We start from the raw sequence: 26,974 nt of genomic DNA, 5'->3' as shown, positions 1-26,974 counted from the left end.
TCGAGGTATTACCGACCGTTGCAGCGGTCGGCAATACCTCGAATCGCGGGGAGGCGGGGCAGGGCTCAGGCGACGAGGCTCTGCACGGCCAGCGATAGGTAGGCCAGCCCACCGAACACCACCGCATAGGCGCCGACCTGCGGCAATGCCCGCTTCACGCGTGCCTTCCACCCCGTCGCGCCGGCGCGGCTGACGAACCATTCGCGTCCGGTGATCGTCAGGTAGCCGACGAAGGAGATGGTCACCGCCAGGCCGATGCCGAAGACGAGCACGACGAAGACGGCGAACCAGGTGCGGCCGGTGAGCATGCCGGAGATGAGCACGAGGAACGACGCGGGCGAGGGGATGAGCCCACCGCTCATGCCGAGGGCCACGAGCCCGGTCCGGGTGAATGGGGAGACGCCCTCGGGCAACTCGTGGCTGTGCCCGTGGCCCCCATGGTCGTGGCTGTGGTGGTCGTGCGTGTGATCGCCGTGGGCGTGGTCACCGTGTGTGTGGGTTCCGGCGCCGGCCGCGACGGGCTCACGCGCGGGCGCATGGGTGTGGGTGTGTCCGTGCCCGCGCCGCTGTCGCCGCACGAGCGAGACTCCGACCCAGATTATGACGATCCCGGCGGTGGCCTGCAGGAGCCCGGTGATGAGCGGAGTCCCGAGCGCGGCCACCTGCGAGAAGCTCACCCACGCGGCCGCGAGCACCACCGCCGAGATCGTGTGCATCGCGGCGACGATGACTCCGAGGAGGACGGCGTCCTTGTACGTGCCGTGCTCCCCGACGAGATAGGCCGCCGTGATCGACTTGCCGTGCCCGGGGGCCAGGGCGTGCGCCGCTCCGATGCCGAAGGCGACGAGGATCGTCAGCGCCTGATAGCTCGGGGAGTCGAAGATGCGCACGAGCACGTCGTCGAGCGCACGGATGTCGAAGATCCTCGAGACGTCGACGCCGGCGGGCATCAGGGCCACGAGCGTGTGGAGTGCCCAGGGGGTGAACGACGATCCGGTCATGCCGCCACCGCCTGCTGCGCGGTGGCCTTCGCCCGGGAGCGACGCGTGGCGAACCCGACCAGAGCGCCGATGCCGAGCACGAGAAGGGCACCGGCGGCGATGAGCGGAGTGGAGCCCGCCCCGCCACCGGCTCCGGTGACGGTGATCTCCTGGGTGGGCTTGGTCTTCGTGAACAGGGTCTGAGCGCCGCCGGCGGTGACGACCGTGCGGTACGCGGAGTTCGAGTCGGTCAGTGCGGTGATCGACAGTTCGACCTGCTCGACCGGGGCCGGGCAGGTGAAGTGCATCTGCGCGCCGGTCTCGAGGGCGTTCTCGATGCCATCCCAGACGAACGGGCAGGCGGTGCCGGCCTGCGTCACCGCGACGTGCTTGTCGAAGTACGCCTCCGTGGCATTCGACTCCTGCAGCAGGGCCAGCCCGGTGACACCCGCCTTCGGAGTGGCGAAGGCGCCCGAGATGTCGCCGAGCGAGACCCAGTCGTCCTCGGCCCCGTTCCAGACGAGGTGGACGTCGTTGCCACGCGACGAGACCTCGGCCGTCAGCGGCGGGCCGAAGGGATGGGCCGGCGCCGATGAGGCGGGGCCGGCCACGAGGAGCAGGGTGACGACGGCCAGGGCAGCGGCCATTCGCTGAAACACGGGGGGACCTCCGGGGAGTGGGTGTTGGTGAAGGGAACCAGCGCCGACCGCGCAATCGGTCTACGGAAGGTGAACTCCGAGTGTCTGGTCGGTGAATTTTGAGCGGTTGCTGCTATTGACTCCCACCAAACACCTGTCGTTAACTTCTCTTCTCCCAGACTTCTCCCAGTGTCAGGCAAGGGGTCGGAGTCGGTGGCCATGGTGGGGGCGCCAACCCCCAATGAAAGGCTGGACATGAAGACCCGCAACGTCCGTATGATCGGTGCCGGCGCCCTGGTGCTCGCCCTGGCCGGTGTCGGCGCAACCGCCGTCGCCCAGGACACCACCCCGCCGCCGCGCTACGACCGCGCGCTCGAGTGGGCCCCCACCCCGGTTCCGGACCGCATCGTCCTGAACACCACCGAGAACAACGCCACCTCCCAGGCCGTCACCTGGCGCACCAGCGCCGAGGTGACCACCGCGCAGGCGCAGATCGCCAAGATGGACGCCGGCCCGTACTTCGCCTACGGCGGCCAGTCCAAGTACGAGACCGTCACCGCCACGAGCAACGCCCCCATCGCGGCGAACCTCGGCTACACCGCCAAGTTCCACTCGGTGACGTTCAAGGACCTCGACCCGAAGACGGCCTACCTCTACCGCGTCGGTGACGGCACGAACTGGAGCGAGTGGCAGGAGTTCACCACGGCCTCCGACAAGGCCGAGCCGTTCTCGTTCATCTACTACGGCGACTCGCAGAACGATGTCAAGGACCACGCCTCCCGCGTCTTCCGCCGCGCGTTCCGCGACCGTCCGGACGCCAAGATGATCATCCACGCCGGTGACCTCGTGAACACCGCCAACCGCGACCACGAGTGGGGCTGGTGGAACTACGCCTCCGGTTGGATCAACGGCAACATCAACACCATGGCCGTCCCCGGCAACCACGAGTACCAGAGCGGCAAGCTGACCCCGGTCTGGTCGCACCAGTTCGAGAACCCGAAGAACGGACCGGCCGCCGTCGACGCGGTCGCCCCCGAGTCGGTCTACTTCACCGACTACCAGGGCGTCCGCTTCATCGGCCTGAACACCAACCTGCAGAACGACAAGGTCGCCATGCAGGAGCAGGCCGACTTCCTCGACAAGGCCCTGGCCGAGAACCCGGGCAAGTGGAGCGTCGTGACGTTCCACCACCCGGTCTTCGCGACCGCCTCGTCGCGCAACCACCAGAACGTGCGCGACTTCTTCCTGCCGATCTTCGAGAAGCACCAGGTCGACCTCGTGCTGCAGGGTCACGACCACAACTACGCCCGCGGTGGCCTGACGAACGCCAACATCGGCAAGTCCGGCATCTCCAACGGCACGGTCTACGTCGTGTCCGTCTCCGGCCCGAAGATGTACCAGCTCAACGACGGCTTCAACTGGCGCCGCAACGGTGCCGAGCAGGTCGCGCGCACCGAGTACAAGCAGCTCTACCAGCTCATCGACGTCGACGGCAACGAGATCCGTTACGAGGCGCGTACCGCTGACGGCAAGCTGTTCGATGGCTTCACCATCACCAAGAACGGCAAGAACAAGAAGGTCACCAACTCGGCCGAGGCCTTCGGTCCGAGCAAGAAGGGCCCGAAGTTCGAGTCCGAGATCGAGTACAAGTACCAGGACTGATCCCGGTCACGGGTTGACGCCGTACTTGGTTGACGCCCGACCGACGAACCCCCACCGAGCTCACTCGGTGGGGGTTCGTCGTCGTTCGGGGCGCGGTGGGGGCGCGTCGATCAACCGCGGCGTCAGTAGCGCTGCTGACCGCTGGCCATGGCCTCGAGGCGGGCGATGCGCTGGTCCATGGGCGGGTGCGTCGAGAACATCCGCTGCACGTCGGCCGCGCGGAACGGGTTGGCGATCATCATGTGGCTGGCGTTGGCCACCTGACGGGTCGGCTCCAACGGCGCCTGCGCCACCCCGACCTCGAGCTTGCGCAACGCGGAGGCGAGCGCCAACGGATCGCCGGTCAACGTCGCTCCGTCTTCGTCGGCGTCGTACTCACGGGTGCGCGAGATCGCGAACTGGATGACCGTCGCGGCGATCGGCGCGAGGATCGCCATCGCCAGGCCGGCCAAGGCTCCGCCGCCGCCACGGTCGTCGCGGTTGCCGCCGCCGAACATCATGCCGAACGAAAGCATCTGCCCAACCGTGGAGATGACACCGGCGATCGCCGCCGCCACCGAGCCGGTGAGGATGTCGCGGTTGTACACGTGCATGAGCTCGTGCCCGAGCACGCCGCGCAGCTCACGCTCGTTGAGCAGGTGGAGGATCCCCTCGGTGCAGCACACCGCCGCGTGCTGCGGATTGCGGCCGGTGGCGAAAGCGTTCGGCGCCGCGGTCGGACTGACGAACAGGCTCGGCATCGGCTGGCCCGCGCGCTCGCTGAGTTCGCGCACGATGCGGTACATCGCCGGCTGCTCGGCTTCGGTGACCGGGTAGGCGTGCATGGCCCGGATCGCGAGCTTGTCGGAGTTCCAGTACGAGTACGCCGTCGTGCCGACACCGATCAGGGCGAAGACCCACAGGAAGATGCTGTTGCCGGTGTAGCTCGCGACGAACCACCCCAGCGCGAGCAGGATGGCCCAGATGCCGCCGAAGAGCATGGCAGTCTTGAGTCCGTTGTTGTGATTGTGCATGGGCCTCACCGTGGATGGTCCTGTAATCGTGGGGTACTCGGGTCTGTGCCGAGTTCAACGACACATCGAGGTGTGATGTTCCGGTCCTGCCCACCGCGCGATGTGCCGCGCGGAAGCGAGGACCGCCGGTGGGATCTCAGCGCCGCCCGCGCGGCCGTACGTCGGCGAACGGGTTGACCTTCGCCTTGGGCCGCGGGTCGGCCGGTGCGGAGTCGAGGAACTCCCCCAACCGCTCCTTCTCGTAGAGCAGGTCGGTCAGGGCATGCTCACCCTCGCCGAGGTAGGTGTGGTCCGGGCTCCAGAAGAGCGCGTCGAACGGGCAGACGTCGACGCAGATGCCGCAGTACATGCACAGCGAGTAGTCGATGGCGAACCGATCGAGCACCTTGACCTGGCGATCACGCCCGCGCGGGGTGGTCGCCGGTTGGGTCTCTTTGTGGAAGTCGAGGTGGATGCACCGATCGGGGCATTCCTTGACGCACAGGTCGCACGAGGTGCAGTTCTGCGCGTACAACGCGATGGCGTTATGGGCGGAGGACGGTACGGGCGGCAATGCGGTCATCTCACCTCACCTCGGATTCGGGCAGCACGTCACGAGCCGTCAGGGCGAACTCCTTGCGCAGGGGGTGCCCCTCGAACCCCGGCGGCAGCAGCAGCGGCCGAGGGGTGTCGGTGACGCCGTCGTCGAAGCCGGTGAACGAGACTCCGAACATCTCGGCGGTCTCACGCTCATGCCACGCCGCGCCGGGGAAGATCGCGGTCAGGGACGCGACCGGTTCGGTCACGCGGGTCGTCACCTGCAGCGCCCGCAACCGGCCGGGGACCGAGGTGTCGAGCAGCCGGACCACGAGGTCGATACCGGGCTGTGCGACGTCGTACGCGCGGTCGACACCACAGAGGTGGTCGAACGTGGTGAAGCCGGCCGCGCGGGCCTCCTCCACCGCGGAGGCCCATTCGCCCGGGGTGACCACGCGCTTCTCCGTTGTGGTGTTCATGCCGTTGCCGCCTCGGAGTGCAGACGGTGAGTCAGGGTGCGCAGCGCATGGATCAACGCCTCGGGGCGCGGCGGGCAGCCGGGCACGACGAGGTCGACGGGCACGAGGTCGTGGATGCCGGGGGTGACCGAGTAGGAGTCCCAGTACGGGCCGCCGGAGGCGGTGCACGCCCCGTACGCGATGACGTGACGCGGCTCGGGCATGCCGTCGTAGAGGGCACGCACGAGCGAGGCCGAGGCGGCGGTGACCGTGCCGGAGACGAGCAGGAGATCGGCCTCGGCGGGGCTGGGGGCGAAGGGCTCGATGCCGAGGTCGGCGGTGTCGTCGGGGTCGTCCTGGGCCGCGAGCGCGGCGGCGACCTCGACCGCGCAGCAGGCCAGACCCGCGCCGAGGGTCCAGAGGGTCCACGTCATCGACGCTCCGCCCGTGGTGACCACGACCGGAGTCGTGACCGGCGAGATCGGGGAGGTGGGGTGGGGCAGGTCGACACTCACCCTGACAGGGTAGGTCCCCGGGGTGTCGCGGGGGTGGGCATAGGCGGGGTGAGTCAGGCCCATAGCCAACCGATATCTAAACCCTATAGATCCGAGCGGCGCGTGACGCTACGTTGCCACGTATGCGTCGATCACTCACTGCCGAGGATGCGGAGTTCCGCGACTCGCTTCGCACCTACTTCACCCACGAGTTCCCCCAAGACCTGCGCGACAAGGTCCGGGCAGGCGAGCCGCTGACCGGCGAGGAGATTCGTCGCAGCCACGGCATCCTCGCCGCGGCCGGCCTGGCCGTGCCCGGATGGCCGGTGGAGTGGGGTGGCCGCGGCTGGACCCCGCTGCAGCTGCACATCTGGCGCACGGAGCTCGCCGCCGCCGGGGTGCCCAACCCGCTGCCGTTCAACGCCGTCATGATCGGCCCGGTCATCGCCGCGTTCGGCTCGCAGGCCCTCAAGGAGCGCTTCCTCCCGCCGACCGCCACGGCCGAGATCTGGTGGTCGCAGGGCTTCTCCGAGCCGGGCTCCGGCTCCGACCTGGCCAGCCTGCGTACCACCGCCGTACGTGACGGTGACGAGTACATCGTCAATGGGCAGAAGACGTGGACCACCCTGGCGCAGCACTCGGACTGGATCTTCGCCCTCGTGCGCACCGACCCGAACGCGCCGAAGAAGCAGCAGGGCATCTCGATGCTCCTCATCGACATGAAGAGTCCCGGCGTCACGGTGCGGCCCATCATCACCCTCGACGACAACCACGAGGTCAACGAGGTCCACTTCGACAACGTCCGGGTGCCCGCCGACCAGCTCGTCGGTGAGGAGAACAAGGGTTGGGACTACGCCAAGTTCCTCCTGGGCAACGAGCGCGTGGGCGTGGCCAACACGGGTCTGATCAACCGCTGGATCGCGGAGCTGAAGGAACACGCGCAGCAGGTGCGGCGCGGCGACGGCTCGATCCTCGACGACCCGGCCAATGCGGCCCGCTTCGTCAAGCTCGAGACCTCGGCGCTGGCGCTCGAACTGACCGCCCTGCGGGTGGCCGGCGGTGCCTCGACCGGCGGCAAGCCCGACCCGGCCTCCTCGATCCTCAAACTGCGCGCCTCGCAGTTGCAGCAGCAGATCCTCGAACTGGGCATCGACATCGCCGGGCCGATGGCGCTGTCATGGGACGAGATCGACGGCGTGCCGCGGTGGGCCCGCCGCTCGGTGCCGACCTACCTCAATTACCGCAAGACGACGATCTACGGAGGCTCGAGCGAGGTCCAGCGCGGCATCGTCGCCGGGACCATCCTCGGGCTGAAGGGCTGAACCATGGACTTCACGATCAACGACGAGCTGACCGCACTGCGCTCCGCCGTCAAGGACATGCTCACCCGCCACCAGGCGGCCACCACCGCGGCGGTGCCCACGGCCGCTCCCCCGCAGCTCGACGCCACCGTGTGGAAGTCGCTGGCGGAGGTCGGTGTGCTCGGGTTGGTCTGGCCGGAGGACCTGGGCGGCGCAGACGCCGGTGCCGAAGCCCTCGTCGCGGTCGCGCTCGAGCTCGGCGCGGCCGGGGTCCAGGTGCCGCTGGCCGAGGTCGTCCTCGCCGGCACCGCGCTGGTCCAGGCCACGTCCGTCGGGCGGGCCCCGGCGTCGGTGACCGAGGTGGTCCGCGGGATCGCCGGGGGTACCGCGCTCCCGCTGCCCGCGTTGGCCGAGCCGATGCGCGTCTGGTCGACGCACGCCACCGATGTCACGGCCGCCCCCTCCGGCGATGGGTGGAGCGTGCGCGGCGTCAAGGCACCGGTGCGCTTCGCGGCCGACGGCACCCACTTCGTCGTCTCGGCCGCGACCGAGCAGGGCCCGGCGCTGTTGCTCGTGGCCGCCGACGCCGCCCAGGTGACGACCGACCGGGTCGAGTTCAACGACGCTCCGGCCGTGTTGCTCGCCCTCGGTGACGAGGCCGACGTCGTGCTGCGCCGGGCCCTGGGCGCGGCTCGGGTCGTGCTGTGCGGCGAGTCCTCCGGCGCGATGCAGACGGCCCTGGACATGACGGTCGAGTACCTCAATGTGCGTGAGCAGTTCGGTCGGCCGCTGGCCGCGTTCCAGGCGCTGACCCACCGCGCCGCGGACATGTACTCCGAGGCGACCGTGGCCCACAGCGCCGCCCTCTTCGCGGCGATGTCGTACGACGTCGACCCCGACGATGCCGACTCGATCCTGCGTGCCCAGGTCATCATCAGCGACGCCGGGCGGCTCGTCGGTCAGGAGGCCATCCAGATGCACGGCGGTATCGGTGTCACGGCCGAGCACCGCATCGGGCACTACACCGGTCGCCTGACCGCCCTCGACCGCATGTGGGGCAGCCAGGACGAGCGCATCGCCGACCTGGCCACACGCATCTCCGATCACCCCGATCTCGCCGTCCTCGGCTGAGACCCTCCCCCGACCCCACGCGGTTCGAGGTAATAGGGGGCGTTGTAACGCCCCCTATTACCTCGAACCGGGGAGGGGGCGGGCGGGCCGAGGATCCAGACCACCGATTCACCACCGAAAGAAGGAAATCCCATGCGGGAAGCCGTCATCGTCAGCGCAGTTCGCAGCCCCGTCGGCAAGCGCGGAGGCGTGTTCACCGACCTGCACCCGGTCGAGTTGGGCGCGCAGGTGCTCAACGGCCTCGTCGAGAAGGCGGGCATCGACCCGGCCCTCGTCGAGGACGTCATCTGGGGCTGCGTCGGCCAGGCCGGTGAGCAGACCGGCGACATCGCGCGCACGACGGTGCTCGCCGCCGGCTGGCCGCTCGCGGTCCCGGGTGTCACCATCGACCGCCAGTGCGGATCGTCGCAGCAGTCGTTGAACTTCGCCGTCGCCAGCGTCATCGCCGGGCACTACGACGTCGTCGTCGCCGGTGGCGTCGAATCCATGACCCGCGTGCCGATGGGCTCGCCGCGTGGTGACGCCGACAACCTCGGCCCGAGCTTCCTCGAGCGCGTCGGTGGCGTGCGCCCGAACCAGGGCATCGGCGCCGAGATGATCGCCGAGCAGTGGGGCATCTCGCGCGAGGACTGCGACACGTTCTCGCTCGAGTCGCACGCCCGCGCGGCCGCCGCCCAGGACGCCGGCGCGTTCGACGAGGAGATCGTGCCGATCACCCTGGCCGACGGCACCGTCGTCACGCAGGACGAGGGCGTGCGCCGCGGCGGCACCCTGGAGAAGCTGGCGACGCTGAAGACGGCGTTCAAGGAGGACGGTCTGATCACCGCGGCGAACTCGTCGCAGATGTCCGACGGTGCGGCCGCGCTGCTCATCATGACCCCCGAGAAGGCGGCCGAACTCGGTCTGAAGCCGCTGGCGAAGGTGCACACGGCGTCGGTCGTCGGCTCCGAGCCGGTCATCATGCTCACCGGCCCGATCGCGGCGACGCGCAAGGCCATCGAGCGCTCCGGGCTGGCCCTGGACGAGATCGGCACCTTCGAGGTCAACGAGGCGTTCGCCCCGGTGGCGCTGGCCTGGCTCAAGGACATCGGTGCCGACCCGGCCAAGCTCAACCCGAACGGCGGCGCCATCGCGCTCGGCCACCCGCTCGGCGGTTCGGGTGCGCGCATCCTCGCGACGATGATCCACCGCATGCAGCGCGAGAACGTGCGCTACGGCCTCCAGACGATGTGTGAGGGCGGCGGTCAGGCCAACGCGACGATCCTCGAGCGCCTCTGACACGACGCTCCGTCACTCTTTCGCCGAGTGATGGTTTCGGGTCGCCTCAGGAGTCCTGAGGCGACCCGAAACCATCACTCGGCGAAGTTGTGTGTTCAGACGAGTTCGCGTAGCACGTTCTTCTGCACCTTCCCCGTCCCGGAGCGCGGAAACTCGGGCTGGATGACGACACCCTTGGGCAGCTTGTACCGGGCCAGGCGCCCATCACAGAACGCGCGGATGTCCTCCAGCGACGGCGGGTTCGACGCGTCGGTCGGCACGATGACGGCCACTGGCACCTCGCCCCACTTCTCGTCGTCACGCCCGACGACCGCCACCTGGGCGACGGAGGGGTGATCGGCGATGACGTTCTCCAACTCGGCGCAGTAGATGTTCTCGCCGCCGGAGATGATCATGTCCTTGATCCGGTCGACGACGTAGAGGAACCCCTCGGCGTCGCGGCGCACCAGATCGCCCGAGTGGAACCATCCGCCACGGAACGCCTCGGCCGTGGCCTCCTCGTTGCGCCAGAAGCGCGACATCACGCCCGGCCCGCGGTAGACGATCTCGCCGACCTCATCGACGCCGACGTCGTTCATCCGCCCGTCGACGACCCGGATCGACGTCGAGTAGATCGCCTTGCCGACCGAGCCGATCTTGCGCAGGGAGTCGGCGGCGCGCAGCCAGACCCCGGAGGCCGTGGTCTCGGTCTGCCCGAACGCGGCGACGATCTGCGCGCCCGGGAAGGCGGCCATCATGCGGCGCAGCAACGCTTCGGTCGCGGGCGCGGCGCCCCAGGAGAGGTACCGCAGCTTGAGGTCACGCTGGGCCACCCGGGGTTCGTCGCAGAGCATCTGCCACTGGGCCGGCACGAGGAACGTCGTCGTGACGCCTTCGGCCTCCATCGTGTCGAGCACGCGCGTCGCGTCGAACCCGGTCGAGGGCATCAGGAGCGCCGTGGCCCCGCCGGCCACCGATCCCATCCACGCGCAGAACGCGGCGATGTGGAACAGCGGCGAGGCGAGCATCATGACGTCGTACTCCTGCAGGTCCCAGGCCTTCGAGGTCCGCAGCGCGTTGACGACGAAGTTCTGGTACGACAGCACCGCGCCCTTGGGACGCCCGGTCGTGCCGGAGGTGTACATGATCGCCGCGTCGTCGTCGTAGCCGACCACGGCCGGGGCCGGCGGGTCCGCGACGGGCGCCAGGGCAGCCATCGACGGGCCGCCGTCGGCGCGCGAGTCGACGCTCAGGACCGTGGTGACCCCACCGGACTCCGCCCGGCTCACCTCGACGACGGCGGCCGTCGCGGTGTCGAGCAGTGAGTCATCGGTGACGACCACGGTCGGCTCGGAATTGCTCACGAGGTAACTGACCTCACCGGCGGCCAGGCGGAAGTTCACCGGGACGAGGATCGCGCCCAGGTACATCGTCGCCAGCGCGACGTGCTGGAACTCCGGGCGGTTGGGCATGAGCACCACGACGCGGTCGCCGACCCCGACCCCGTGCTCGGCCAGCACCGCTGCCGTCGACCGGACTCGCTCGCCGAACTGCGCCCACGTGGTGGACTGCCCCTCGAATCGGATCGCCACGGCGTCGCTCTGCTCGTGCTCGTGGCGCAGCAGCCACGCCACCGGAGTGCTGCGGCGGGAAAGCTCCAGTTCGGCCATGTCACGGTCGTGCTGCACAGTCATCGTCGACTCCTTCTCTCTTCATGCGTCCTTCATGCGTCGAGTGGGTGGTGGTCACGCGTTGCGGCGGGCCAAGCGGGCGCGGACGAGTTCCGTCTGCGCCGCCGACCCGCGAAGCCGGGAGATGGCGACCTGCTCCTGGGCCAGCCCCTCCTCCAGCGACACCCGACCGGCCAGGCCGAGCAGCCGCTTCGACTCGACGAGCGATTCGCGAGTGTGGGTGGCGATCTCGCGGGCCAGCTCATGAGCCCGAGCACGCGGATCGTCGTGGAGCTCGGTGACGAGACCGAGGGCCCGGGCCTCACGCCCGTCGAACACCCTGCCGGTCACCGTCAGGAGCGTGGCCTGGTCCCGGCCGATGAGCGCGGGCAACAGTTGGCTGCCGGTCATGTCGGGCACCAGGCCCCACTGGATCTCCATGACGGAGAACGCGGTGTCGGGGGCGCTGACGCGGATGTCGGCATTGAGGGCGATCTGCAGGCCACCGCCGAACGCGTGACCCTGCAGACCGGCGATCACCGGCACCGGGACGAGCGACCACACGTGCGCGGCCTGCGGACCGAGAGCGCGGGACGCACCCAGCAGGTCACGCTCTGTGGTCGGGTAGTCCTCGCTGCCCATGGCGGCGAACCGGGAGAAGTCGAGCCCCGCACAGAAGGACGCACCGTCGCCGGTGAGCACGACGACCTTGACGTCGTCCCGCTCCAGCAGGCTTCGGCCCGCGCGCACGAGCGCCTCGAACATCTCCTCGTCGAGGGCGTTGCGCTTCTCCGGTCGGGTCAGCGTGACCGACGCGATCGCGCCGTCGACGCTCACCGCGACCCGCCCCGGAGTCGAGCCGTCGCTCATGAGCGCCAGCCCCGCTGGACGCGATTGTCGAGGGCGCTGACCAGCAGGTTGGCGACCAGGCCGGCCAGGCCGATGATGACGAGGAGGGCCCAGACCGCGGCGGCGTCGAAGGACTGCTGACGCACGACGAGGAGGCGACCGATCCCCGCTCCGGCACCGATGATGTCGATGAGCAGCGCGACGACGAAACCCTGGGAGACGACGACTCGGGTGCCGGTCATCACCGCCGGCAGCAGCGAGGGCAGCACGACCTTGCGCATCCGGTCGAACCCGGACAGTCCGAGCACGCGGCCCATCTCCAGACGCACGGTGGGGATGTTCTGCCGCGACGACGCCACGGCCAGGAGCACCGGCCAGATCAACGCCAGGACCATGACGACCACCGACATCCGGATCGTCACGCCGAACACGATCGTCGCGACCGGCACGATCGCCGGCGACGGCATCGAGCGGAAGAAGTCGAGCAGCGGAGACAGCGCCCGATCGACGGTCTTCGACGCCCCGATCAACCACCCCAGCGCGGTGCCGAGCACGACCGAGAACACCAGGCCGAGGGCGAAGGTCCACAGGGTGCGCGTCAGCGCGGTGGGCAGTTCGCCACTGGCCCACATGAGCTTCGTTGCCTCCCACCACGTCGACGGGGGCGGGAACGTGAAGTCGACCGGGTCACCGAAGACCTGCCACCCCACCAGGACCAGCACGAGCGGGGTCAGGCCGATGACGAAGGTCAACGGTGTGATCGACAGACCGGAGCGGCGTGTGGCCGGGGCGGCGGCGCGGGCGGCGGCCCGCTTCTCGGTCACGGCGGTCACTTGACACCTCCAGGCTGAAGACGGTTGACCAGCGCGGTCAGGCCGAGGCTGAACAGCCACCCGAGCCAGCCGCACACGACGACCAGGGCCCACATCTGGCCGCTCTGCAATGCCTGCTGCGCCGTGAGCAAGGCCCACCCGATGCCCTCGGGCGCGATGATCATCTCGGCGATGATCACCGCGATCAGCGACGTCACCGCCGCCAGGCGGCCACCGACGAGCAGTGACGGCATCGCCGCGGGGATCGTCAGCTTGAACACGCGCTTGAGGCGGGAGAACCCGAACATGCGGCCCACCTCATCCAGACGCGGGTGGATCGAGCGGATCCCGTCGGCGGTGTTGACGAGCATCGGCCACGTCGACGCGACGGAGGCCGCGATGATCTCGGTGCGCGCCTCGGCACCGAGCAGCAGCAACAGCACCGGCATGATCGCCGTGATCGGGATCGTGCGCAGCACATCGAAACTGGACTGGGTGAACAACCGGAACGGGGCGAACAACCCGAGCAGGGTGCCGATCAGGCCACCGGCGACGATGCCGATCGCCGCCGACAACAGCGCCACGCCCAGGGTGTACAGCACCGGCGGGATCAGCTCGTTCGCCGCCCACAGGTCACCGAAGCCCTTGACGGTCTCGGTCACGCTCGGCACCGAACTCATGTCGGCGAGCGGACCGACCGTCGCGCCGATCTGCCAGATGACGATGACCGCGGCGATGACCGCGATCCCCGGCCAGTTCACGCGCCTCCCGACGCTGGCCAGCGCACTCATGCCGGCACCAGGTCGATGGCCTCGGCCAGGCGGTGACGCAGCGCGATGTACTCGGGCATCTCGCGGGTCGTCAACTGGTTGCGCGGGCGCGGTAGGGCGACCGGGACCTCCATCGACAGGTGGCCCGGCTGACCGGAGGACACGTTCCCCGAGATGACGAAGGTGCGATCCGAGAGGTAGATCGCCTCCTCCAGGTCGTGGGTGATGAAGATGATCGTCGCCTGGTTCTGCTCGTGCAGGCCCAGGAGCACGTCCTGCAGCGACGCCTTCGTCAACGCGTCCAACGCCCCGAACGGCTCATCCATCAACACCACGCGGGGGTTGAGCACCAGGGCGCGCGCGATCTGCACGCGCTGCTGCATGCCACCCGAGAGGCTGGACAGGTAGTCGTTCTCGCGACCCTTCAACTGCACCATCTCGATCGCCGTGGACACCCGGTCGCGCAACTCGCTGCGCGCAACCTTGCCCTCCAACGGCAACGCCACGTTCTTGGCCACCGTGCGCCACGGGAGAAGTGCGTTCCCGTAGTCCTGGAACACCGTCACCACGCCATCGGCGGGGCCCGTCACGGCCTTGCCCTGCAGCGTCAGCGACCCTTCCGTGATCGGCGTCAGACCACCCAACGCGCGCATCAACGTCGTCTTGCCCGTACCCGAGCGGCCGACGATGCCGACGACCTCGTTCGGCATCACCGTCATCGACACGTCCTCAAGAATCCGGCGCGTACCCGCCGCGTTGGACAGGTCCACCGCAACGTTCTTCAACTCATACATCGGCTGATTCATGATCGCTCGCTCTCCTGGTGTGGTGGCTCGATCAGCCCTGGTAGACCTTGATGCGGTCGGCCGGGAAGTCACCCGAGATCGTGCCGTTGGACTTCAGGACGTCCCAGGTCGCCTGCTGCTGGGCCGCGTCGACCTTCGTCGTGTACTCGGGGATGATCGCGTCCTTGGCGAGCTGGTCGGACATCTTCATCCAGTCCTTGAGGACCTTGCGGGCCTCCGCGTCGTCGGACTCGATGACCTTGATGGCCTCGTCGAGGCTCTTGATCCACGCGTCGACGGTGTCCTTGTTCTCCTCGACCCACTTGGTGTTGGCGGCGTACATCGAGGACGATGCGGTGTCGACCTTGCCACCGGTGGCGGCCTTGTGGGCCTCGACACCGAGGTCCTTGCCCCACATGACCAGGCCCTCACGCTCCAGGGTGCCGTAGTACGGGTTGGCGGTCAGGGCAGCGTCGATGTTGCCGGCCTTGAGGTTGTCCGGCTGGTTCGAGTACGGCATCTGGACGATCTCGTACTCGTTCGCCTTCACGCCCTCCTTGGCCATGAGGTACTTGAACGACTCGGCCGTCAGGCCGGTCAGGGTCGGAGCGCCGAGCTTCTTGCCCTTGAGGTCGGAGAGCTTGTTGAGCTTCTCCTTGGTGGCCAACGTGACGCTGACGTAGTCGTCGGAGGCGTTCGTCGTGTTGTTGATGATCGTGTTGTCCAGGCCCTTGGCGATCGAGGGCGCGTAGACGGCGCTGTTGGTGAAGACGATGTCGAACTGCTTGCCGGCCGCGGACTGCCACGCGGAGACGTCCAGGCCCTCGGTGAACTCGACCTTCAGGCCGTTCTTCTCGAAGATGCCGTCCTGCTCGGCGACCTTGAGCGGCAGGCTGGACACGCCGGGCACCATCGTCACACGCAGGGTCTTCAGACCGTCGGCGTTCGTCGCCGGCGTGGAGGAGTCGCTGCTGCCGCACGCGGAGAGGGCGAGCGTGCCGACCACCGCGAGCGCCATGACGCTCTTGCGGGACAGGGAGGCAGAGAACAGGTTCATGAAGGATCCTCGTTGATCGACGTTTCGTGGGAGCACGGTCGGGCCAGGGGCCACGTTGAACCGCTGGTCAATGTCAACACCGGCCGGCGTGCGGGCGCAAAGACGTGCAGGCGCACCGGCCGATAGGCCGAACCTATGCGCGCGAGGACACCCCCGCCGAGTGATGGATCCGCGTGGCCTATCGCCCCGGATAGGCCACCCGGATCCATCACTCGGCGAAGGGGTTAGGCGTTCGGCTGCGGAGGAGTCGTGTCGTCCGGCTCGACCGGCCAGCGCGGCACGTACGACGGGAAGTCGGCCGAGACCCGCATCGGGAAGTTCGGCGCGCGCTTCTCCAGGAACGACGAGACCCCCTCGGCCACGTCCGCACCGGTGCCGAGGTGGTAGATGGCCTGCGAGTCGATGCGGTGGGCGTCCCACGGCGATTGTGCGCCCAGCATGCTCCACAGCATGACGCGCGAGGCCGCCACCGAGACGGCCGAGGTGTTCTCGACGATCTCGCCGGCCAGGGCGTAGGCGGTCGGCAGGAGGTCCTCGTCCTCGACGACCTGGGACACCAGGCCTCCGCGCAGCGCCTCGTCGGGCCCGAACACGCGGCCCGTGGCGACCCACTCCATGGCCTGCGAGATGCCGACGACGCGGGGCAGGAACCAGCTCGAGGCGGCCTCCGGCACGAGCCCCCGGCGGGCGAAGACGAAGCCGTACTTCGCCGATCGCGACGCGATCCTGATGTCCATCGGCAACTGCATCGTCGCGCCAACACCGACGGCCGGGCCATTGACCGCGGCGATGACCGGCTTCAGGCTCTGGGCGATGCGAAGGGTGACCCGTCCGCCTCCGTCACGCGGGACGTCGGCGATGGTCCCGTTGGCCCAGCGCGGGTTCTCACGGCCACCGCCGAAGGTGCCGGCCCCCTTTTCGAGGTCGGCGCCGGCGCAGAAGCCACGCCCGTTGCCGGTGACCACGACGACGCGCACGGCGTCGTCGGCGTCGGTCGCATCGAACGCCGCGATGAGGTCCCACCCCATCTGCTGGTTGAATGCGTTGAGTCGATCGGGTCGGTTCAATCGGATCGTCGCGATGCCGTCTGCGACCTCGTACTCGAGGGTCTCGAAATCCTGCGTCATGTCACTCACCTTTCATAGACCTTCACCTTGTCGGCCGGGTACTCACCCTTGACGGTGCCCGTCGACTGGAGCACCGACCAGGTCGCCGGAATCTCGTCCGCGGCCACCTTGGTGGTGTACGTGGGCAACTGGACGTCCGTCGCCAACTTCTCCGGCAGCTTCAACCACGTCTGCAGCACGCCGCGCGACTCCTTCTCCTTCGACTCGACGTGGGCGATGCCCTCCTCGACACCGTCCACCCACGCGTTGACGAGGTCCGGGTTCGCCTCGACCCACTTCGTGTTGGCCGCATACATCGTCGACGAACCGGTGCGAACCTTCCCACCGGTGACGGCCTCGTGGGCCGCGACGGTGACGTCCTTGTCCCACAACTTCAGCCCGGCGGCCTCGGCGGTGGAGAAGTACACCCCGGCGGTCAGGGCGGCGTCGATATTGCCCGCCTTCATGTTGTCCAGCATCGCGGAGTACGGCATCTGCACGAGTTCGTACTCGGTCGCCTTCACCCCGGCGTCGGCGAGCAGGTACTTCATCGAATCGATCGTCGCTCCGGTCAATTGGGCCACACCGATCTTCGTGCCCCTCAGCGTGGACAGGTCGGTGAGCTTCTCGGTCGTCGCGAACGTCGTCGTGATGTAGTCGTCGGAGGCGCTGGAGGTCTGGTTGATGAGGGTGTTGTCCAAGCCCTTGGCCACGGACATGACGTACGGTCCGCTCGTCGCGAACGAGATGTCGAACTGCTTGCCCAGGGCCGCCTGCCACGCCGCGACGTCGACCCCCTCGGTCAGCTCGACCTTGACGCCGTGCTTCTCGAAGTACCCCTCCTCCATGGCGACCTTGATGGGCAGGCTCGTCACGCCGGCGACCGTGGTCACGCGCAGGGTGGTCAGCCCGTCGTCACCTTGGACACCCGGGGTGGCGGTGTCACTGCCGCAGGCGGCCAGCGACAACGCGCCCACGGCCAGGACGGCAGCCAAGGTCGTGCGTGCGGAGGCGACATTCATCAGTCTCATGTGATCCTCATTGATCTCGGTGGGGGCGACGACTTCGGCGTCGGAGCGGCACAAAGGCCGGGGACCATCGCATCACCGCACCGACCCTCCGCACCAAGACCAGAGCGCGCAAGGGCACATAGGCTTGGCCTATGTGCACAGGTCAGCGCGTTGTGACGTCAGGCTCCTGACCGCCCTCCGACCATGGACGAGGCACCACGCACGCTCACCGACCCCGGGAACCAACGTGTGGGGGCGCCCTCGGAACGGTGCAGGTTCCCACGCTCCTCGAGCAGCACCAGGTGGGCCAGCGTCTCGTTGACGGCCATCCGCTGCAGGAAGCCGACCTGATCGGCGATCGGCCGCGACCACTGCAGCCGCAACGTGATCTCGTACGTCGTCAGACCCGGAGTGCCGGTGACGGCCGCCATGACCTCGGCCAGCCGCTCCTCATGGTGATGGATCAGGTCGCGCGTGCGCTGCGGCAGCCCCCGGAACCGATACTCGTGACCGGGCAGCACCTCGCTCGGATCGAGGGCACCGATGGCCTCGAGCGACCCGAGGTACTCCCCGAGCGGGTTCTCCAGTTGATCGGGCAGGATCGAAATGTTCGGGCTGATCCGCGGCAGCACGTGGTCGCCGGTGAGCACGAGGTCACGATCCTCGTCGACGAGGCAGATGTGCCCCGGGGTGTGTCCGGGCGTGTGCACCACCCGCAACCGCTGGCTGCCCAGGTCGAGCACGTCATCGTGGACGAGTAGCCGGTCCGGGCCATTCCCGGGCTCAAGGAACTCGATCGGGTACTGACCGGCCCCCTCGAACAGGGCCGCCGGGGCACCACTGTCGGCCATCTGGGTGCGCGCGGCCTCGACATACGCGTCGACCTCCACCGCGCTCCGCTGAGTGATGAGTTCGGCGTCGGCCGGGTGCATCGCGAGCCACGCCCCGCTGGCGCGTCGCAGCCGCGGCGCCAAACCGTAGTGATCGGGGTGCATGTGCGTGACGACGATCCCGCGCACGTCGGCCACGCCGTGACCGATCTGCGTCAAACCCGCCTCGAGGTGTGACCACGCCTCGTCATCGTCATAACCGGCGTCGACCACGACGACGCCCCCGGGTGCCCGCAGCACGTACGACAGCACGTAGCGCAAGGGGCTGTCCGGGATGGGCACGGGCACTGACCACAGGCCGGGCCGAACCTCCTCGACCGGTGGCAGCACGCCGGCCGCCCAGGCCTGTCGTTGAACGGTTCCGGTGACCTCCACGGGCGGCGCCTCCTTGCGTTGGGGCGAGTGCCTGCCGTCGGCGCTCGTGCCGCCACCCAACCACCGAGCGCGCGTTCGGTCCAAGACCTCGTGACGAACGTCTCCTTCGTCGCGGCCTATGCCAGCCGTCACGCGATCCCGTGGCCGACCCTCGCCGGACCGCACTGGGCTAGGTTGGGCGGATGGATCTGCGCCTGCTCGAGTACTTCGTCGCCGTCATCGACGAGGGGGGCGTGACCAAGGCGGCGCAGGCGCTGTACATCGCCCAGCCCTCGCTGTCGCAGGCCATCCGCGGGCTCGAACGCGAACTCGGCGTCGAACTCTTCGACCGCTCCGGGCGCAGTTTCACCCTGACCCGCGCCGGTGAGACGTTCGAGGTCGGAGCGCGGTTGGCGTTGCGCGACGCCGACCGGGCCCGGGCGCGGGTGGCCGCCGTGCGAGACCTGCGCGCCGGGCGACTGCGGATCTCCGCGATCTCCAGCCTGGCCCTCGACCCCCTGCCCCAGGCCGCCGCGCTCATGCGACGCCGCCACCCGCGGATCCAACTGCACATCTCCGATCCGGGCGGCTCGGTGGGCGTCGTCAACGAGGTGCGGTTGGGCCAGGCGGAACTCGGTCTGTGTCACCTCGACGTGGCCCTCGACCCGCTCGTCAGTACGCCCTTGGGCGAGGAGGAACTTGCGCTCGCCATGGTCCCGGCCCTCGCCGAGGGTCTGCCCAGCCCGTTCCCGCTCGTCGAGGTCGATCGGCTCCCCCTGGTCATCGAACGCGGTGACCAGGCGGTCCAGACGATGCTCGGCGACGCCCTGGAGGCCGCCCGCGCCGCGGTCGTCGTCCGGAGCGAGGACCGCCAGGCGCTGTGGGAGTTCGTCCGAGCCGGCGTCGGGGCGGCCTTCCTGCCGGCCCATTTCATCCCCCGCATCCGTGACGTTGTCGCCGTGACGACCACCCCCGACTCATCCGCCCCGTCGGCATCGTGCATCGCAAGGCCTCACTGTCCCCGGCTGCCGCGGCCTTCGTTCAGCTGATCACGCACGCGAAACTTCCCCCGGCGCGTCGGGCGGATCCGCCCGCGGGCTGACGCCGCGCGCCCGGAACTACCGTGACCCGTCCACCAGGTCCGCGGCCACGCTGAGGAAGGCGCGCGCCACCGGGGACGGCCCGGCCGGGTCGTAGACGATGCCGTAGTCCCGGGTCAACAGCGGCTCCGTGGGCCGCATGACCACGCCACGCACCCGGGCGTTCTCGGCCATGCTCCGCTCGAGGAACGTCGCGCCGACCCCGGCGGCCGCGAACGCCAACCGCGCCTCGCGATGCTGCAACACCGCGGCCGGCGGTGTCGACTTGCCGGTGCGTTCCAGTTCGGCCTGGATCTCGCCGGAATGCACCGATGAGCCCGGCGGCACGCTGACCAACGGGACCCCGGAGAGCGCCTCCATCGGGACCGGCCCGTCGCCGGGTGGCAGCCCGAGATCCTCCCCAGGGGGCAGCGCGATCCAGTACTCCTGGGTGCCGAGTTCGAGGGTGGCGAGCAGGGGGTCCCCCGGCCGGGCGCGCGCGAGCGTGGGCTGGGGCAGGTGCGTGATGAGCAGTTCGTGGTGCCCTTCGCGGATCTGATCGATCCCGGAGATGTCGTCCGGCAACTCGATGAGGTTGATCCGTGTCAACGGCCAGCGGCGGTGGACCTCCGCGACCAGTTTCACCACCAGACCGGAGGTCAACGAGGGGGCGACGGCCACGTCGAGCGCCCCTCGGAGATTCCCGGCATGATCGCGCACCGAACTGGCCGCCGTCGCGGTGTCACGCAGGAGCCGCCGCGCGGGCCCGACGAGCGCGTACCCGGCCGAGGTCAGGGCCATGCCCCGACCGATGCGGTGGAACAGTTCGACCCCGAACTCCCGCTCCAGAGACCGCAGCGCCTGCGAGATCGTCGGCTGGGCCACACCCAGGTGCGTCGCCGCGGCGTTGATGCTGCCGTGGTCGCGCACGGCGAGGAAGTACTCCAGCTTCTGCAGGTCCACCCCCACACGTTAGCGGCATGTCGATGGCCGGAGTCTCGTGACGAGACTCCGGCCATCGACGTGCCCGCGGGTGATCAGCGCGGGGCCATGCGAATCGCGCCGTCGAGGCGGATGGTCTCACCGTTGAGGTAACCGTTGCGCAGGATCTCGGTGGCCAGCGAGGCGAACTCGTCGGTGCGGCCCAGTCGCGCCGGGTTCGGCACGGTCGCCTCGAGCGAGGCCTTGACGTCGTCGCGCAGGCGGGCCAGCAGCGGGGTGTCCATGATGCCCGGGGCGATGGTGCAGACGCGGATGTTCTTGCTCGCCAGGTCGCGAGCGGCGTTGAGCGTCATGCCGACGATGCCGGCCTTCGAGGTGGCGTACGGCATCTGGCCGATCTGGCCCTCGTACGCGGCGACGGAGGCGGTCAGCACGATGGCGCCGCGCTCCCCGTCGACGGCCTCCTGGCGTGCCATGCGCTCGGCACCCAGTCGGACCGCGTTGAAGCTGCCGACGAGGTTGAGGCGAATGACCCACTCGAAGTCCTCGAGCGAACCGGGCGTGCCGTCCTTCTCCAGGACGCGCACGCGGCGGCCGGCGCCGGCGCAGTGCACGAGACCGCGCAGCCCACCGCGGGCGTCGACCTCGTCGAGCGCGCCGGCGAACATGTCGGCGTCGGTGACGTCGGCGGCCGCGAAGTGCACGTGGTCACCGAGCTCCTTGGCGATGGTCTCGCCGTCGGAGGAGGGCAGGTCGAGGATGGTGACGTCGGAGCCGGCCGCAGCGAGCGCCTTCACGGTGGCCAGGCCGAGGCCGGAGGCGCCGCCGGTGACGGCAGTGGTCAGTCCATCGAGCTTCATGGGGTTCCCTTCGAGATGGTGGTGGTTCAGAGGAGTTCGAGAATGGTGGCGTTGGCCTGACCGCCGGCCTCGCACATGGTCTGCAGGCCGTAGCGGATGCCGTTGTCGCGCATGTGGTGCACAAGGCGGGTCATGAGCACCGCGCCGGAGCCACCCAACGGGTGACCGACGGCGATCGCGCCACCGAGCGGGTTGAGCACGTCATCCGAGGCGCCCATCTCGGCCTGCCACGCCAGCGGCACCGGCGCGAAGGCCTCGTTGACCTCGAACGCGCCGATGTCCGAGACCGACAGGCCGGCCTTGGCCAGGGCCTTCTGCGTCGCCGGGATCGGCGCGGTGAGCATGATGACCGGGTCGTCACCGGCGAGCACCGTCGTGTGGATGCGCGCCATCGGGGTCCAGCCGTGCTGCTTGGCGATCTCGCTCGTCGTGACGAGCAGTGCGCCGGTGCCGTCGGAGATCTGCGAGGAGTTGCCGGCGTGGATGACCCCGTCCTCCTTGAACACGGTCTTCAGGCCCGACAGGGTCTCGACCGACGTGCCACGGCGCAGACCCTCATCGGTGGCCAGGACGCCCTCGATCGGCGCGAGCTGGGCGTCCAGGGCGCCGCTGTCGATCGCGGCGGCGGCCCGCTCGTGCGAGCGAGCGGAGTACTCGTCGAGCTGCGTGCGGCTCAGGCCCCACTTCTCCGCGACCATCTCGGCACCCAGACCCTGGTTGAACCCGTCGACGCCGAAGCGTTCGTGGACGGAGTCGGGGTAGGGGCGTCCGCCGGCGACGTTGGAGCCCATCGGCACGCGGGTCATGGCCTCGACGCCACCGGCCACGGCGATGTCGTACTGGCCCGAGATAACGCCCGCGGCGGCGAAGGCGACGGCCTGCTGCGACGAACCGCAGCGCCGGTCGACGGTCGTGCTCGGCACGCTGGTGGGCCACCCGGCGGCGAGCAGACCGACGCGACCGATGTTGCCCGACTGCTCGCTGACCTGCGTGACACAGCCCCACACGACGTCGTCGACGAGGGCGGGGTCGAGGTCGTTGCGCTCGACGAGGGCGTTGAGCACGTGGGCGGTGAGATCGCCGGGGTGGATCTCGGCGTACGCGCCCTTGCGGCGCCCGACGGGCGTCCTCACGGCGTCGACGATGACGGCGTCACGCATGGGTTCTCCTGGGGTTCGGGCCGTCGGCGGCGCACACCGGCGACGGTCGGATCACGGCATTGGGGGCGGGGCGGACCGCGGAGGTTGAACTCCACGGTCCGCCCCGTTCCCAGAAGCACACCACGGCGGCGCGGGCGGTTTCAAAGACCGGGCGTCGATGCCCGCCATAGCCCGCGCCTATGGGGGTTAGGTGGTCAGCCCGCTGCGCGGTCGCATCTGCGGCCGCGGACCGGCGAACGGAGCCAGTCGCGCCCGCACCTCGTCGGGCAACGGCAGCGCGGTGCGGGTCGCGCGGTCGACGACGACCATCGTCGACTCCAGCACGACGGCCGGATCGTCGCTCGTGCCGTCGAGCAGTTCGGCGGCGATGACAAAACTGCTGGTGCCCAGGTGCGGCACCCACAACCGGACCTCGATCGGCGCCGGCGTGTACCAGACCTCGCGACGGTACTCCGCGCACTGCTGCACGACGGCTCGGAGCACGTCGTCGCCGAGGGTGTCGAGCACTCCCGGTCGCCGGACGTTCTCGCCGAGCTCGGACCCGCAGAAGAGGAAGCGGGCCTCGTCGAGGAAGCGCAGGTAGGCCACGTTGTTGATGTGGCCCGAGGGGCTGAGGTCGTCGACGCGCACCTCGAAGCGGCTGATGAACGCCCCGGGTGGGGCCAACGAGGCGGAGGCGTGCGTGGTCGCGGTCATGGTGTTCGGTCCCGTCATGGTTGCGGTCGGGGTGGTCATGGGCGCCGGTCACTCGGCCAGGATGTTGACGCGCGGGTCCATCCGGATGTCGACGACGACCGGCCCATCGGCGGCCTCGAGCAGCGCCGGTACGGCGTCGAGGTCAGCCAGCGTGCGGGCGACGAGCCCGGAGCCGCCCATCGCCTCCACGGCCGGCACGATCTCGGGCCACGAGTTGAGCGAGTGGTCGGCGTCCTCGCCGAAATGGACCAACTTGTAGTACTCGGCTCCGTAGGCGCCGTCGTTGTAGAGCAGGACGAGCAGGCGTCGCCGGTCACGGATCGCCGTCGGCAGCTCGGCCAGGCTCATCGCCAGGCCACCGTCCCCGATGGCCAGGATCGTCAGGGCCTCGGGATGGGCCACGCTCGCGCCGATGGCCCCGGCCAGCCCGAGCCCGATGGCGCCGAACGCCCCCATCGAGGTGAACCGGCCACCGGCCGGCACCTGGAGGTAGGGCCACGCCCCGACGACGTAGCGGCCGATGTCGCTGACCAGCACCCGGTCGGGCGGCAGCAGGTCATTGAGCCGGATCGACGCGGTGCGCGGATCGAGGGTGTCGGCGCCACTGCGGTCGCGGTAGTCCAGGTCGTGGCGGTGCTCGACCAGCTGGCGCTGCAGCCCGTCGAGCCACCCACGGGCCGGTCGGTGACCGGCTTCGTCGAGGGCGTCGGTGAGCAGTTCGGCCACGATCGCCGCGTCGCCGCAGACCCCATGGTCGACGGGCGTGAACCAGTTGAACGCGCCCGGGTTCGTGTCGACCTGGATGACCTTCTTGCCGGCGAACACCTCTCCCCCGTGCGCGGTGTAGGTGTTGAGGCTGCCACCGAAGGCGATGATGACGTCGGCCTGCGCCAGGGCGGTCGAGGCCACCCCGTGGGAGAGGTTGCCGCAGATGCCGATGTTGCTCGGGTGCCCGGTGAACAGGTCCTTGGCCAGGGCAGTGGTCGCCAGCGGAGCCGCGAGCGCGTCGGCCAGGGCGATCAGCGCCTCCCGGGCCCCGGAGCGCAGCGCGCCACGCCCGGCCAGCACGATCGGGTGGTGAGCGGCCGCGAGCAACCCGATGACGTCGTCGAGGTCGTCCAGGTCGGGGGTGCGTGGGGTGGGTGCCACCGGCGGGTGCACGGTCACCGGTTCGATCTCGTGGCGCAGCAGGTGGATCGGTAGGTCGAGGATGACCGGGCGCTGCTCCGCCTCGATGCGCTGCAGGGCGCGGTCGAGGTCACGGCCCAGCGATTCTGGCCGGTGCACCTTCTCGTAGCCCACCTCGGCCGCGGCCGCGATCGCGGCGATGTCGATGCGCTGGAAGTGGGTCGGGTCGAGCGGGGTCTGCCCGGTGAGCACGAGCACCCGGCTCCCGGCCCGGGAGGCCTCGACGAGCGAGGTCATCGTGTTCGTCAGGGCCGGGCCGTGGGTCACCGACGCCACGCCGATCCGGCCGGTCAGGCGAGACCACGCGTCGGCCATGCCGACCGAACTGCCCTCGTGCGCGACGCGCACCAACTGGCCGCCCGCGTCGAGGAACGACGACAGGTAAAGCATGTTGACGTCACCCATGAGCCCGAAGATCGTGTCGACCCCGTGGTCGAGCAGGGCCCGGGACATCGCGGTGTACAGCTTCATGGCCGCTCACTTTCCGCGCGCCGGGCCAGGGCATCGCGGTAGATGTCCCGGACCTCGCGGCGCATCATCTTGCCGGCGTGGGTGCGTGGCAGGTGGTCCACCACATGGATCTCGCGGGGCACCTTGTACCCCGCCAGGCGGGCCCGCAGGTGCCCGGGCAGGCTCTCGAGAAGGGTCGCCGACGATGCTCCGGACTCGGGTTGGATGAGGGCGACGACGCGTTGACCCCAGTCGTCGTCGGGGGCGCCGATGACGGCCGCATCGGCGACCTGCGGGTGCTCGGCCAAGGCCGCCTCGACCTCGGCCGGGTAGACGTTGACGCCCCCGGTGAGGATCAGGTCGGTGCGCCGATCGGCGAGGAACAGGAAACCGTCCTCGTCGAGCCGGCCCAGGTCGCCGGTGGTGAAGAGGTCGCCGCGAGTGGCGGCGGCCGTCTTCTCCTCGGCGCCGAGGTATTCGACCGTGACCGTCGGGCGGTACCAGACCTGGCCGATCTCACCGGGCGGGAGTTCGGTGCCCGCCTCATCGAGGATGGCGACCCGTGATCCGGGGATGGGCAGCCCGACGGTCCCCGGCCGCTGCAGCCACTCCGGCGTGGAGACGCAGGTGGCCGACCCCTCGGTGGCGCCGTAGAACTCGTGGAGCACCGGGCCGACGATCGGGTCGAGCCATTCGATGACGCCGCGCTTGACCTCCACCGGGCACGGAGCTCCCGCGTGGACGATGCTGCGCAGCGATGTCAGGTCATATCGGTCGCGGGTCTCGCGCGGCAGCCGCAGCCAACGCCCGAGCACGGTCGGCACCGTGAAGGTGATGCTGACGCGGTGCCGCTCGATGAGCGCGAGGATCTCCTGCGGCGTCGGACGTTCGCTGATGACGACCGTGTGACCGAACTTGAGCGCGACATCGGAGAGCGTGCCCGGCGCGGAGTGGTAGAGCGGCGCCACGACGAGATGGACCTCACGCCCCGGCCGGATGCCCAGGCGTGCCAGGTAGCCCAGTTGCAGATCGCCGACGGCCGGCGGGTTGTCGGACAGCGGCTTGCGCACCCCCTTGGGGCGCCCGGTCGTCCCCGAGGTGTAACCGAGGTAGTCGCCGGCGCGGAGCACGTCGGGGGCGCTCGCCGGGTGTGCCCCGAGTTCGCGCTCGTACTCCTCACCGACGGTGATGACGCGGATCGGCGGCGCCGCCCGACCGAACTCCCCAGACTCCCCCGAGGCACCGGGCAGCGACGCCAGTGCGTCGTCGACCACGGGCACAAGATGCGGCTCGGTGACGACGACGCGGGTGCCGGTGTCCGCCACGATATGGGCGATCTCGACCGCCGACAGGTGGTGGCTCATGGGCGTGAGGTACCGCCCGGTCTGGCCGGTGGCGAGCCTCAACTCGTGGTACTCACGACGGTTGGACAGAACGGAGCAGACCACCTCGCCTGCCCCGACACCCCACGTGTCGAGGGCGTGTGACAGCTGGTCGACACGGTCGCGCAGGTCACCGAAGGTGATCGGAGCGCGGTCGGGTTCGATGATCGCCACGCGCGACGGATCGGCGTGCGCCACCTCGCGAAATCCGATGGGCACGCCGGCGGGGCGGAGCGCGGTGGCGCCGGGCAGGTCGGCACTCACCGGGATCGGTCGTGCCGCTCGAGGATCCGTGCGGCACGGTCGACGACCGGCTTGTCGATCATGGCTCCATCGAGGGCGACGGCGCCGTGCTCGGCCGACTGCGCGGCCGTCATGACGCGCCGGGCCCAGTCGACCTGCTCGGCGGTCGGGGCCAGGGCCGCGGCGGCCACCGCGACCTGCTTCGGGTGGATGCACAGTTT

26 protein-coding genes and 1 pseudogene are annotated in these 26,974 nt (G+C 69.5%); 5 read left to right on the top strand and 22 right to left on the bottom strand.

The features are described 5' to 3' along the window. Nucleotides 1–65 precede the first annotated feature (65 nt). Together KD1_RS05690 and KD1_RS05685 are read right to left on the bottom strand one after the other, a co-directional pair. Nucleotides 66–1,001 carry a nickel/cobalt transporter gene (locus KD1_RS05690; protein ID WP_068398806.1) on the bottom strand — a complete coding sequence of 312 codons (936 nt, stop codon included), beginning with the start codon at nt 999–1,001 and terminating at the stop codon, nt 66–68. Continuing rightward, nucleotides 998–1,639, bottom strand: coding sequence for a hypothetical protein (locus KD1_RS05685; RefSeq protein ID WP_157073194.1), 642 nt, complete (start codon nt 1,637–1,639; stop codon nt 998–1,000). Before KD1_RS05685 ends, KD1_RS05690 begins: the two co-directional genes overlap by 4 nt. A 234-nt stretch (nt 1,640–1,873) precedes the next feature. Here KD1_RS05685 and KD1_RS05680 point away from each other — a divergent pair, with 234 nt between their 5' ends. Next, the gene (locus KD1_RS05680; protein ID WP_068398800.1) at nt 1,874–3,280 is read left to right on the top strand and encodes a purple acid phosphatase family protein; all 1,407 of its coding nucleotides are present in this window, start codon (nt 1,874–1,876) and stop codon (nt 3,278–3,280) included. A gap of 122 nt (nt 3,281–3,402) precedes the next feature. On the opposite strand, the gene htpX is transcribed toward KD1_RS05680, so the two are convergent. The 4 genes from htpX to KD1_RS05660 form a co-directional block, all read right to left on the bottom strand. Further along, nucleotides 3,403–4,293 (bottom strand): zinc metalloprotease HtpX, encoded by an 891-nt coding sequence (gene htpX / locus KD1_RS05675; RefSeq protein WP_068398797.1) that lies wholly within the window; start codon nt 4,291–4,293, stop codon nt 3,403–3,405. A 136-nt stretch (nt 4,294–4,429) separates the two neighbouring features. After that, a complete protein-coding gene (locus tag KD1_RS05670; RefSeq protein WP_068398790.1) occupies nt 4,430–4,855 on the bottom strand; it encodes a 4Fe-4S binding protein in 426 nt (141 codons plus the stop codon). A 1-nt stretch (nt 4,856) separates the two neighbouring features. After that, nucleotides 4,857–5,288 carry an NADH-quinone oxidoreductase subunit C gene (locus KD1_RS05665; RefSeq protein WP_083542145.1) on the bottom strand — a complete coding sequence of 144 codons (432 nt, stop codon included), beginning with the start codon at nt 5,286–5,288 and terminating at the stop codon, nt 4,857–4,859. Next, on the bottom strand, nt 5,285–5,782 hold the full coding sequence (locus KD1_RS05660) for an NADH-quinone oxidoreductase subunit B (protein WP_068398785.1): 498 nt from the start codon (nt 5,780–5,782) through the stop codon (nt 5,285–5,287). The genes KD1_RS05665 and KD1_RS05660 overlap by 4 nt, the downstream gene beginning before the upstream one ends. Nucleotides 5,783–5,904: 122 nt before the next feature. Here KD1_RS05660 and KD1_RS05655 point away from each other — a divergent pair, with 122 nt between their 5' ends. The 3 genes from KD1_RS05655 to KD1_RS05645 all read left to right on the top strand — a co-directional run bounded on the left by KD1_RS05655 (nt 5,905) and on the right by KD1_RS05645 (nt 9,471). Beyond that, nucleotides 5,905–7,083, top strand: coding sequence for an acyl-CoA dehydrogenase family protein (locus tag KD1_RS05655; protein WP_068398782.1), 1,179 nt, complete (start codon nt 5,905–5,907; stop codon nt 7,081–7,083). A gap of 3 nt (nt 7,084–7,086) precedes the next feature. After that, nucleotides 7,087–8,193, top strand: a complete 1,107-nt coding sequence (locus tag KD1_RS05650) for an acyl-CoA dehydrogenase family protein (RefSeq protein WP_068398778.1) — start codon at nt 7,087–7,089, stop codon at nt 8,191–8,193. Between the two features lie 132 nt (nt 8,194–8,325). Then, the gene (locus KD1_RS05645; protein WP_068398775.1) at nt 8,326–9,471 is read left to right on the top strand and encodes a thiolase family protein; all 1,146 of its coding nucleotides are present in this window, start codon (nt 8,326–8,328) and stop codon (nt 9,469–9,471) included. Nucleotides 9,472–9,566: 95 nt separating this feature from the next. Here the strand turns inward: KD1_RS05645 and KD1_RS05640 are convergent, their stop codons facing one another. The 9 genes from KD1_RS05640 to KD1_RS05600 form a co-directional block, all read right to left on the bottom strand. Then, entirely contained in the window at nt 9,567–11,144 is a 1,578-nt protein-coding gene (locus KD1_RS05640) for an AMP-binding protein (protein ID WP_068398772.1), read from the bottom strand. A gap of 51 nt (nt 11,145–11,195) precedes the next feature. Continuing rightward, on the bottom strand, nt 11,196–11,990 hold the full coding sequence (locus KD1_RS05635; RefSeq protein ID WP_068398769.1) for a crotonase/enoyl-CoA hydratase family protein: 795 nt from the start codon (nt 11,988–11,990) through the stop codon (nt 11,196–11,198). Beyond that, nucleotides 11,987–12,802 carry an ABC transporter permease gene (locus KD1_RS05630; RefSeq protein ID WP_068398765.1) on the bottom strand — a complete coding sequence of 272 codons (816 nt, stop codon included), beginning with the start codon at nt 12,800–12,802 and terminating at the stop codon, nt 11,987–11,989. Before KD1_RS05630 ends, KD1_RS05635 begins: the two co-directional genes overlap by 4 nt. Next, nucleotides 12,799–13,572 carry an ABC transporter permease gene (locus KD1_RS05625; protein ID WP_083542142.1) on the bottom strand — a complete coding sequence of 258 codons (774 nt, stop codon included), beginning with the start codon at nt 13,570–13,572 and terminating at the stop codon, nt 12,799–12,801. The genes KD1_RS05630 and KD1_RS05625 overlap by 4 nt, the downstream gene beginning before the upstream one ends. Continuing rightward, nucleotides 13,569–14,357 carry an ABC transporter ATP-binding protein gene (locus KD1_RS05620; protein ID WP_157073192.1) on the bottom strand — a complete coding sequence of 263 codons (789 nt, stop codon included), beginning with the start codon at nt 14,355–14,357 and terminating at the stop codon, nt 13,569–13,571. Before KD1_RS05620 ends, KD1_RS05625 begins: the two co-directional genes overlap by 4 nt. A 31-nt stretch (nt 14,358–14,388) precedes the next feature. Then, nucleotides 14,389–15,393, bottom strand: a complete 1,005-nt coding sequence (locus tag KD1_RS05615) for an ABC transporter substrate-binding protein (RefSeq protein ID WP_068398758.1) — start codon at nt 15,391–15,393, stop codon at nt 14,389–14,391. Between the two features lie 224 nt (nt 15,394–15,617). Beyond that, nucleotides 15,618–16,520, bottom strand: coding sequence for an enoyl-CoA hydratase-related protein (locus KD1_RS05610; RefSeq protein WP_068398755.1), 903 nt, complete (start codon nt 16,518–16,520; stop codon nt 15,618–15,620). A gap of 5 nt (nt 16,521–16,525) precedes the next feature. Beyond that, nucleotides 16,526–17,530 (bottom strand): ABC transporter substrate-binding protein, encoded by a 1,005-nt coding sequence (locus KD1_RS05605; protein WP_068398752.1) that lies wholly within the window; start codon nt 17,528–17,530, stop codon nt 16,526–16,528. 158 nt (nt 17,531–17,688) lie between these two features. Continuing rightward, nucleotides 17,689–18,774 carry an MBL fold metallo-hydrolase gene (locus KD1_RS05600; RefSeq protein ID WP_068398748.1) on the bottom strand — a complete coding sequence of 362 codons (1,086 nt, stop codon included), beginning with the start codon at nt 18,772–18,774 and terminating at the stop codon, nt 17,689–17,691. A gap of 182 nt (nt 18,775–18,956) precedes the next feature. Between KD1_RS05600 and KD1_RS05595 the strand changes: the two genes are divergently transcribed. Then, entirely contained in the window at nt 18,957–19,802 is an 846-nt protein-coding gene (locus KD1_RS05595) for a LysR family transcriptional regulator (protein ID WP_068398745.1), read from the top strand. 69 nt (nt 19,803–19,871) lie between these two features. Here the strand turns inward: KD1_RS05595 and KD1_RS05590 are convergent, their stop codons facing one another. The 7 genes and pseudogenes from KD1_RS05590 to KD1_RS16795 form a co-directional block, all read right to left on the bottom strand. Next, entirely contained in the window at nt 19,872–20,795 is a 924-nt protein-coding gene (locus KD1_RS05590; RefSeq protein ID WP_083542141.1) for a LysR family transcriptional regulator, read from the bottom strand. A 74-nt stretch (nt 20,796–20,869) separates the two neighbouring features. Beyond that, on the bottom strand, nt 20,870–21,634 hold the full coding sequence (locus KD1_RS05585; RefSeq protein WP_068398739.1) for an SDR family NAD(P)-dependent oxidoreductase: 765 nt from the start codon (nt 21,632–21,634) through the stop codon (nt 20,870–20,872). A 26-nt stretch (nt 21,635–21,660) separates the two neighbouring features. After that, the gene (locus KD1_RS05580) at nt 21,661–22,794 is read right to left on the bottom strand and encodes a thiolase family protein (protein ID WP_068398736.1); all 1,134 of its coding nucleotides are present in this window, start codon (nt 22,792–22,794) and stop codon (nt 21,661–21,663) included. A gap of 186 nt (nt 22,795–22,980) precedes the next feature. Next, nucleotides 22,981–23,490 (bottom strand): acyl-CoA thioesterase, encoded by a 510-nt coding sequence (locus KD1_RS05575; RefSeq protein WP_169795345.1) that lies wholly within the window; start codon nt 23,488–23,490, stop codon nt 22,981–22,983. A gap of 48 nt (nt 23,491–23,538) precedes the next feature. Then, nucleotides 23,539–25,149, bottom strand: coding sequence for a thiamine pyrophosphate-binding protein (locus tag KD1_RS05570; RefSeq protein WP_068398729.1), 1,611 nt, complete (start codon nt 25,147–25,149; stop codon nt 23,539–23,541). Then, entirely contained in the window at nt 25,146–26,774 is a 1,629-nt protein-coding gene (locus KD1_RS05565) for an AMP-binding protein (protein WP_068398726.1), read from the bottom strand. Before KD1_RS05565 ends, KD1_RS05570 begins: the two co-directional genes overlap by 4 nt. Further along, a pseudogene (locus tag KD1_RS16795) lies at nt 26,771–26,974 on the bottom strand (CoA ester lyase); the annotation flags it as partial. The gene KD1_RS05565 and the pseudogene KD1_RS16795, both read right to left, overlap by 4 nt.

The organism is Kribbia dieselivorans NBRC 106261 (assembly GCF_001552435.1).
Classification (GTDB): Bacteria; Actinomycetota; Actinomycetes; order Actinomycetales; family Dermatophilaceae; genus Kribbia; species Kribbia dieselivorans.
This window is presented reverse-complemented; position numbering and strand designations above follow the sequence as displayed.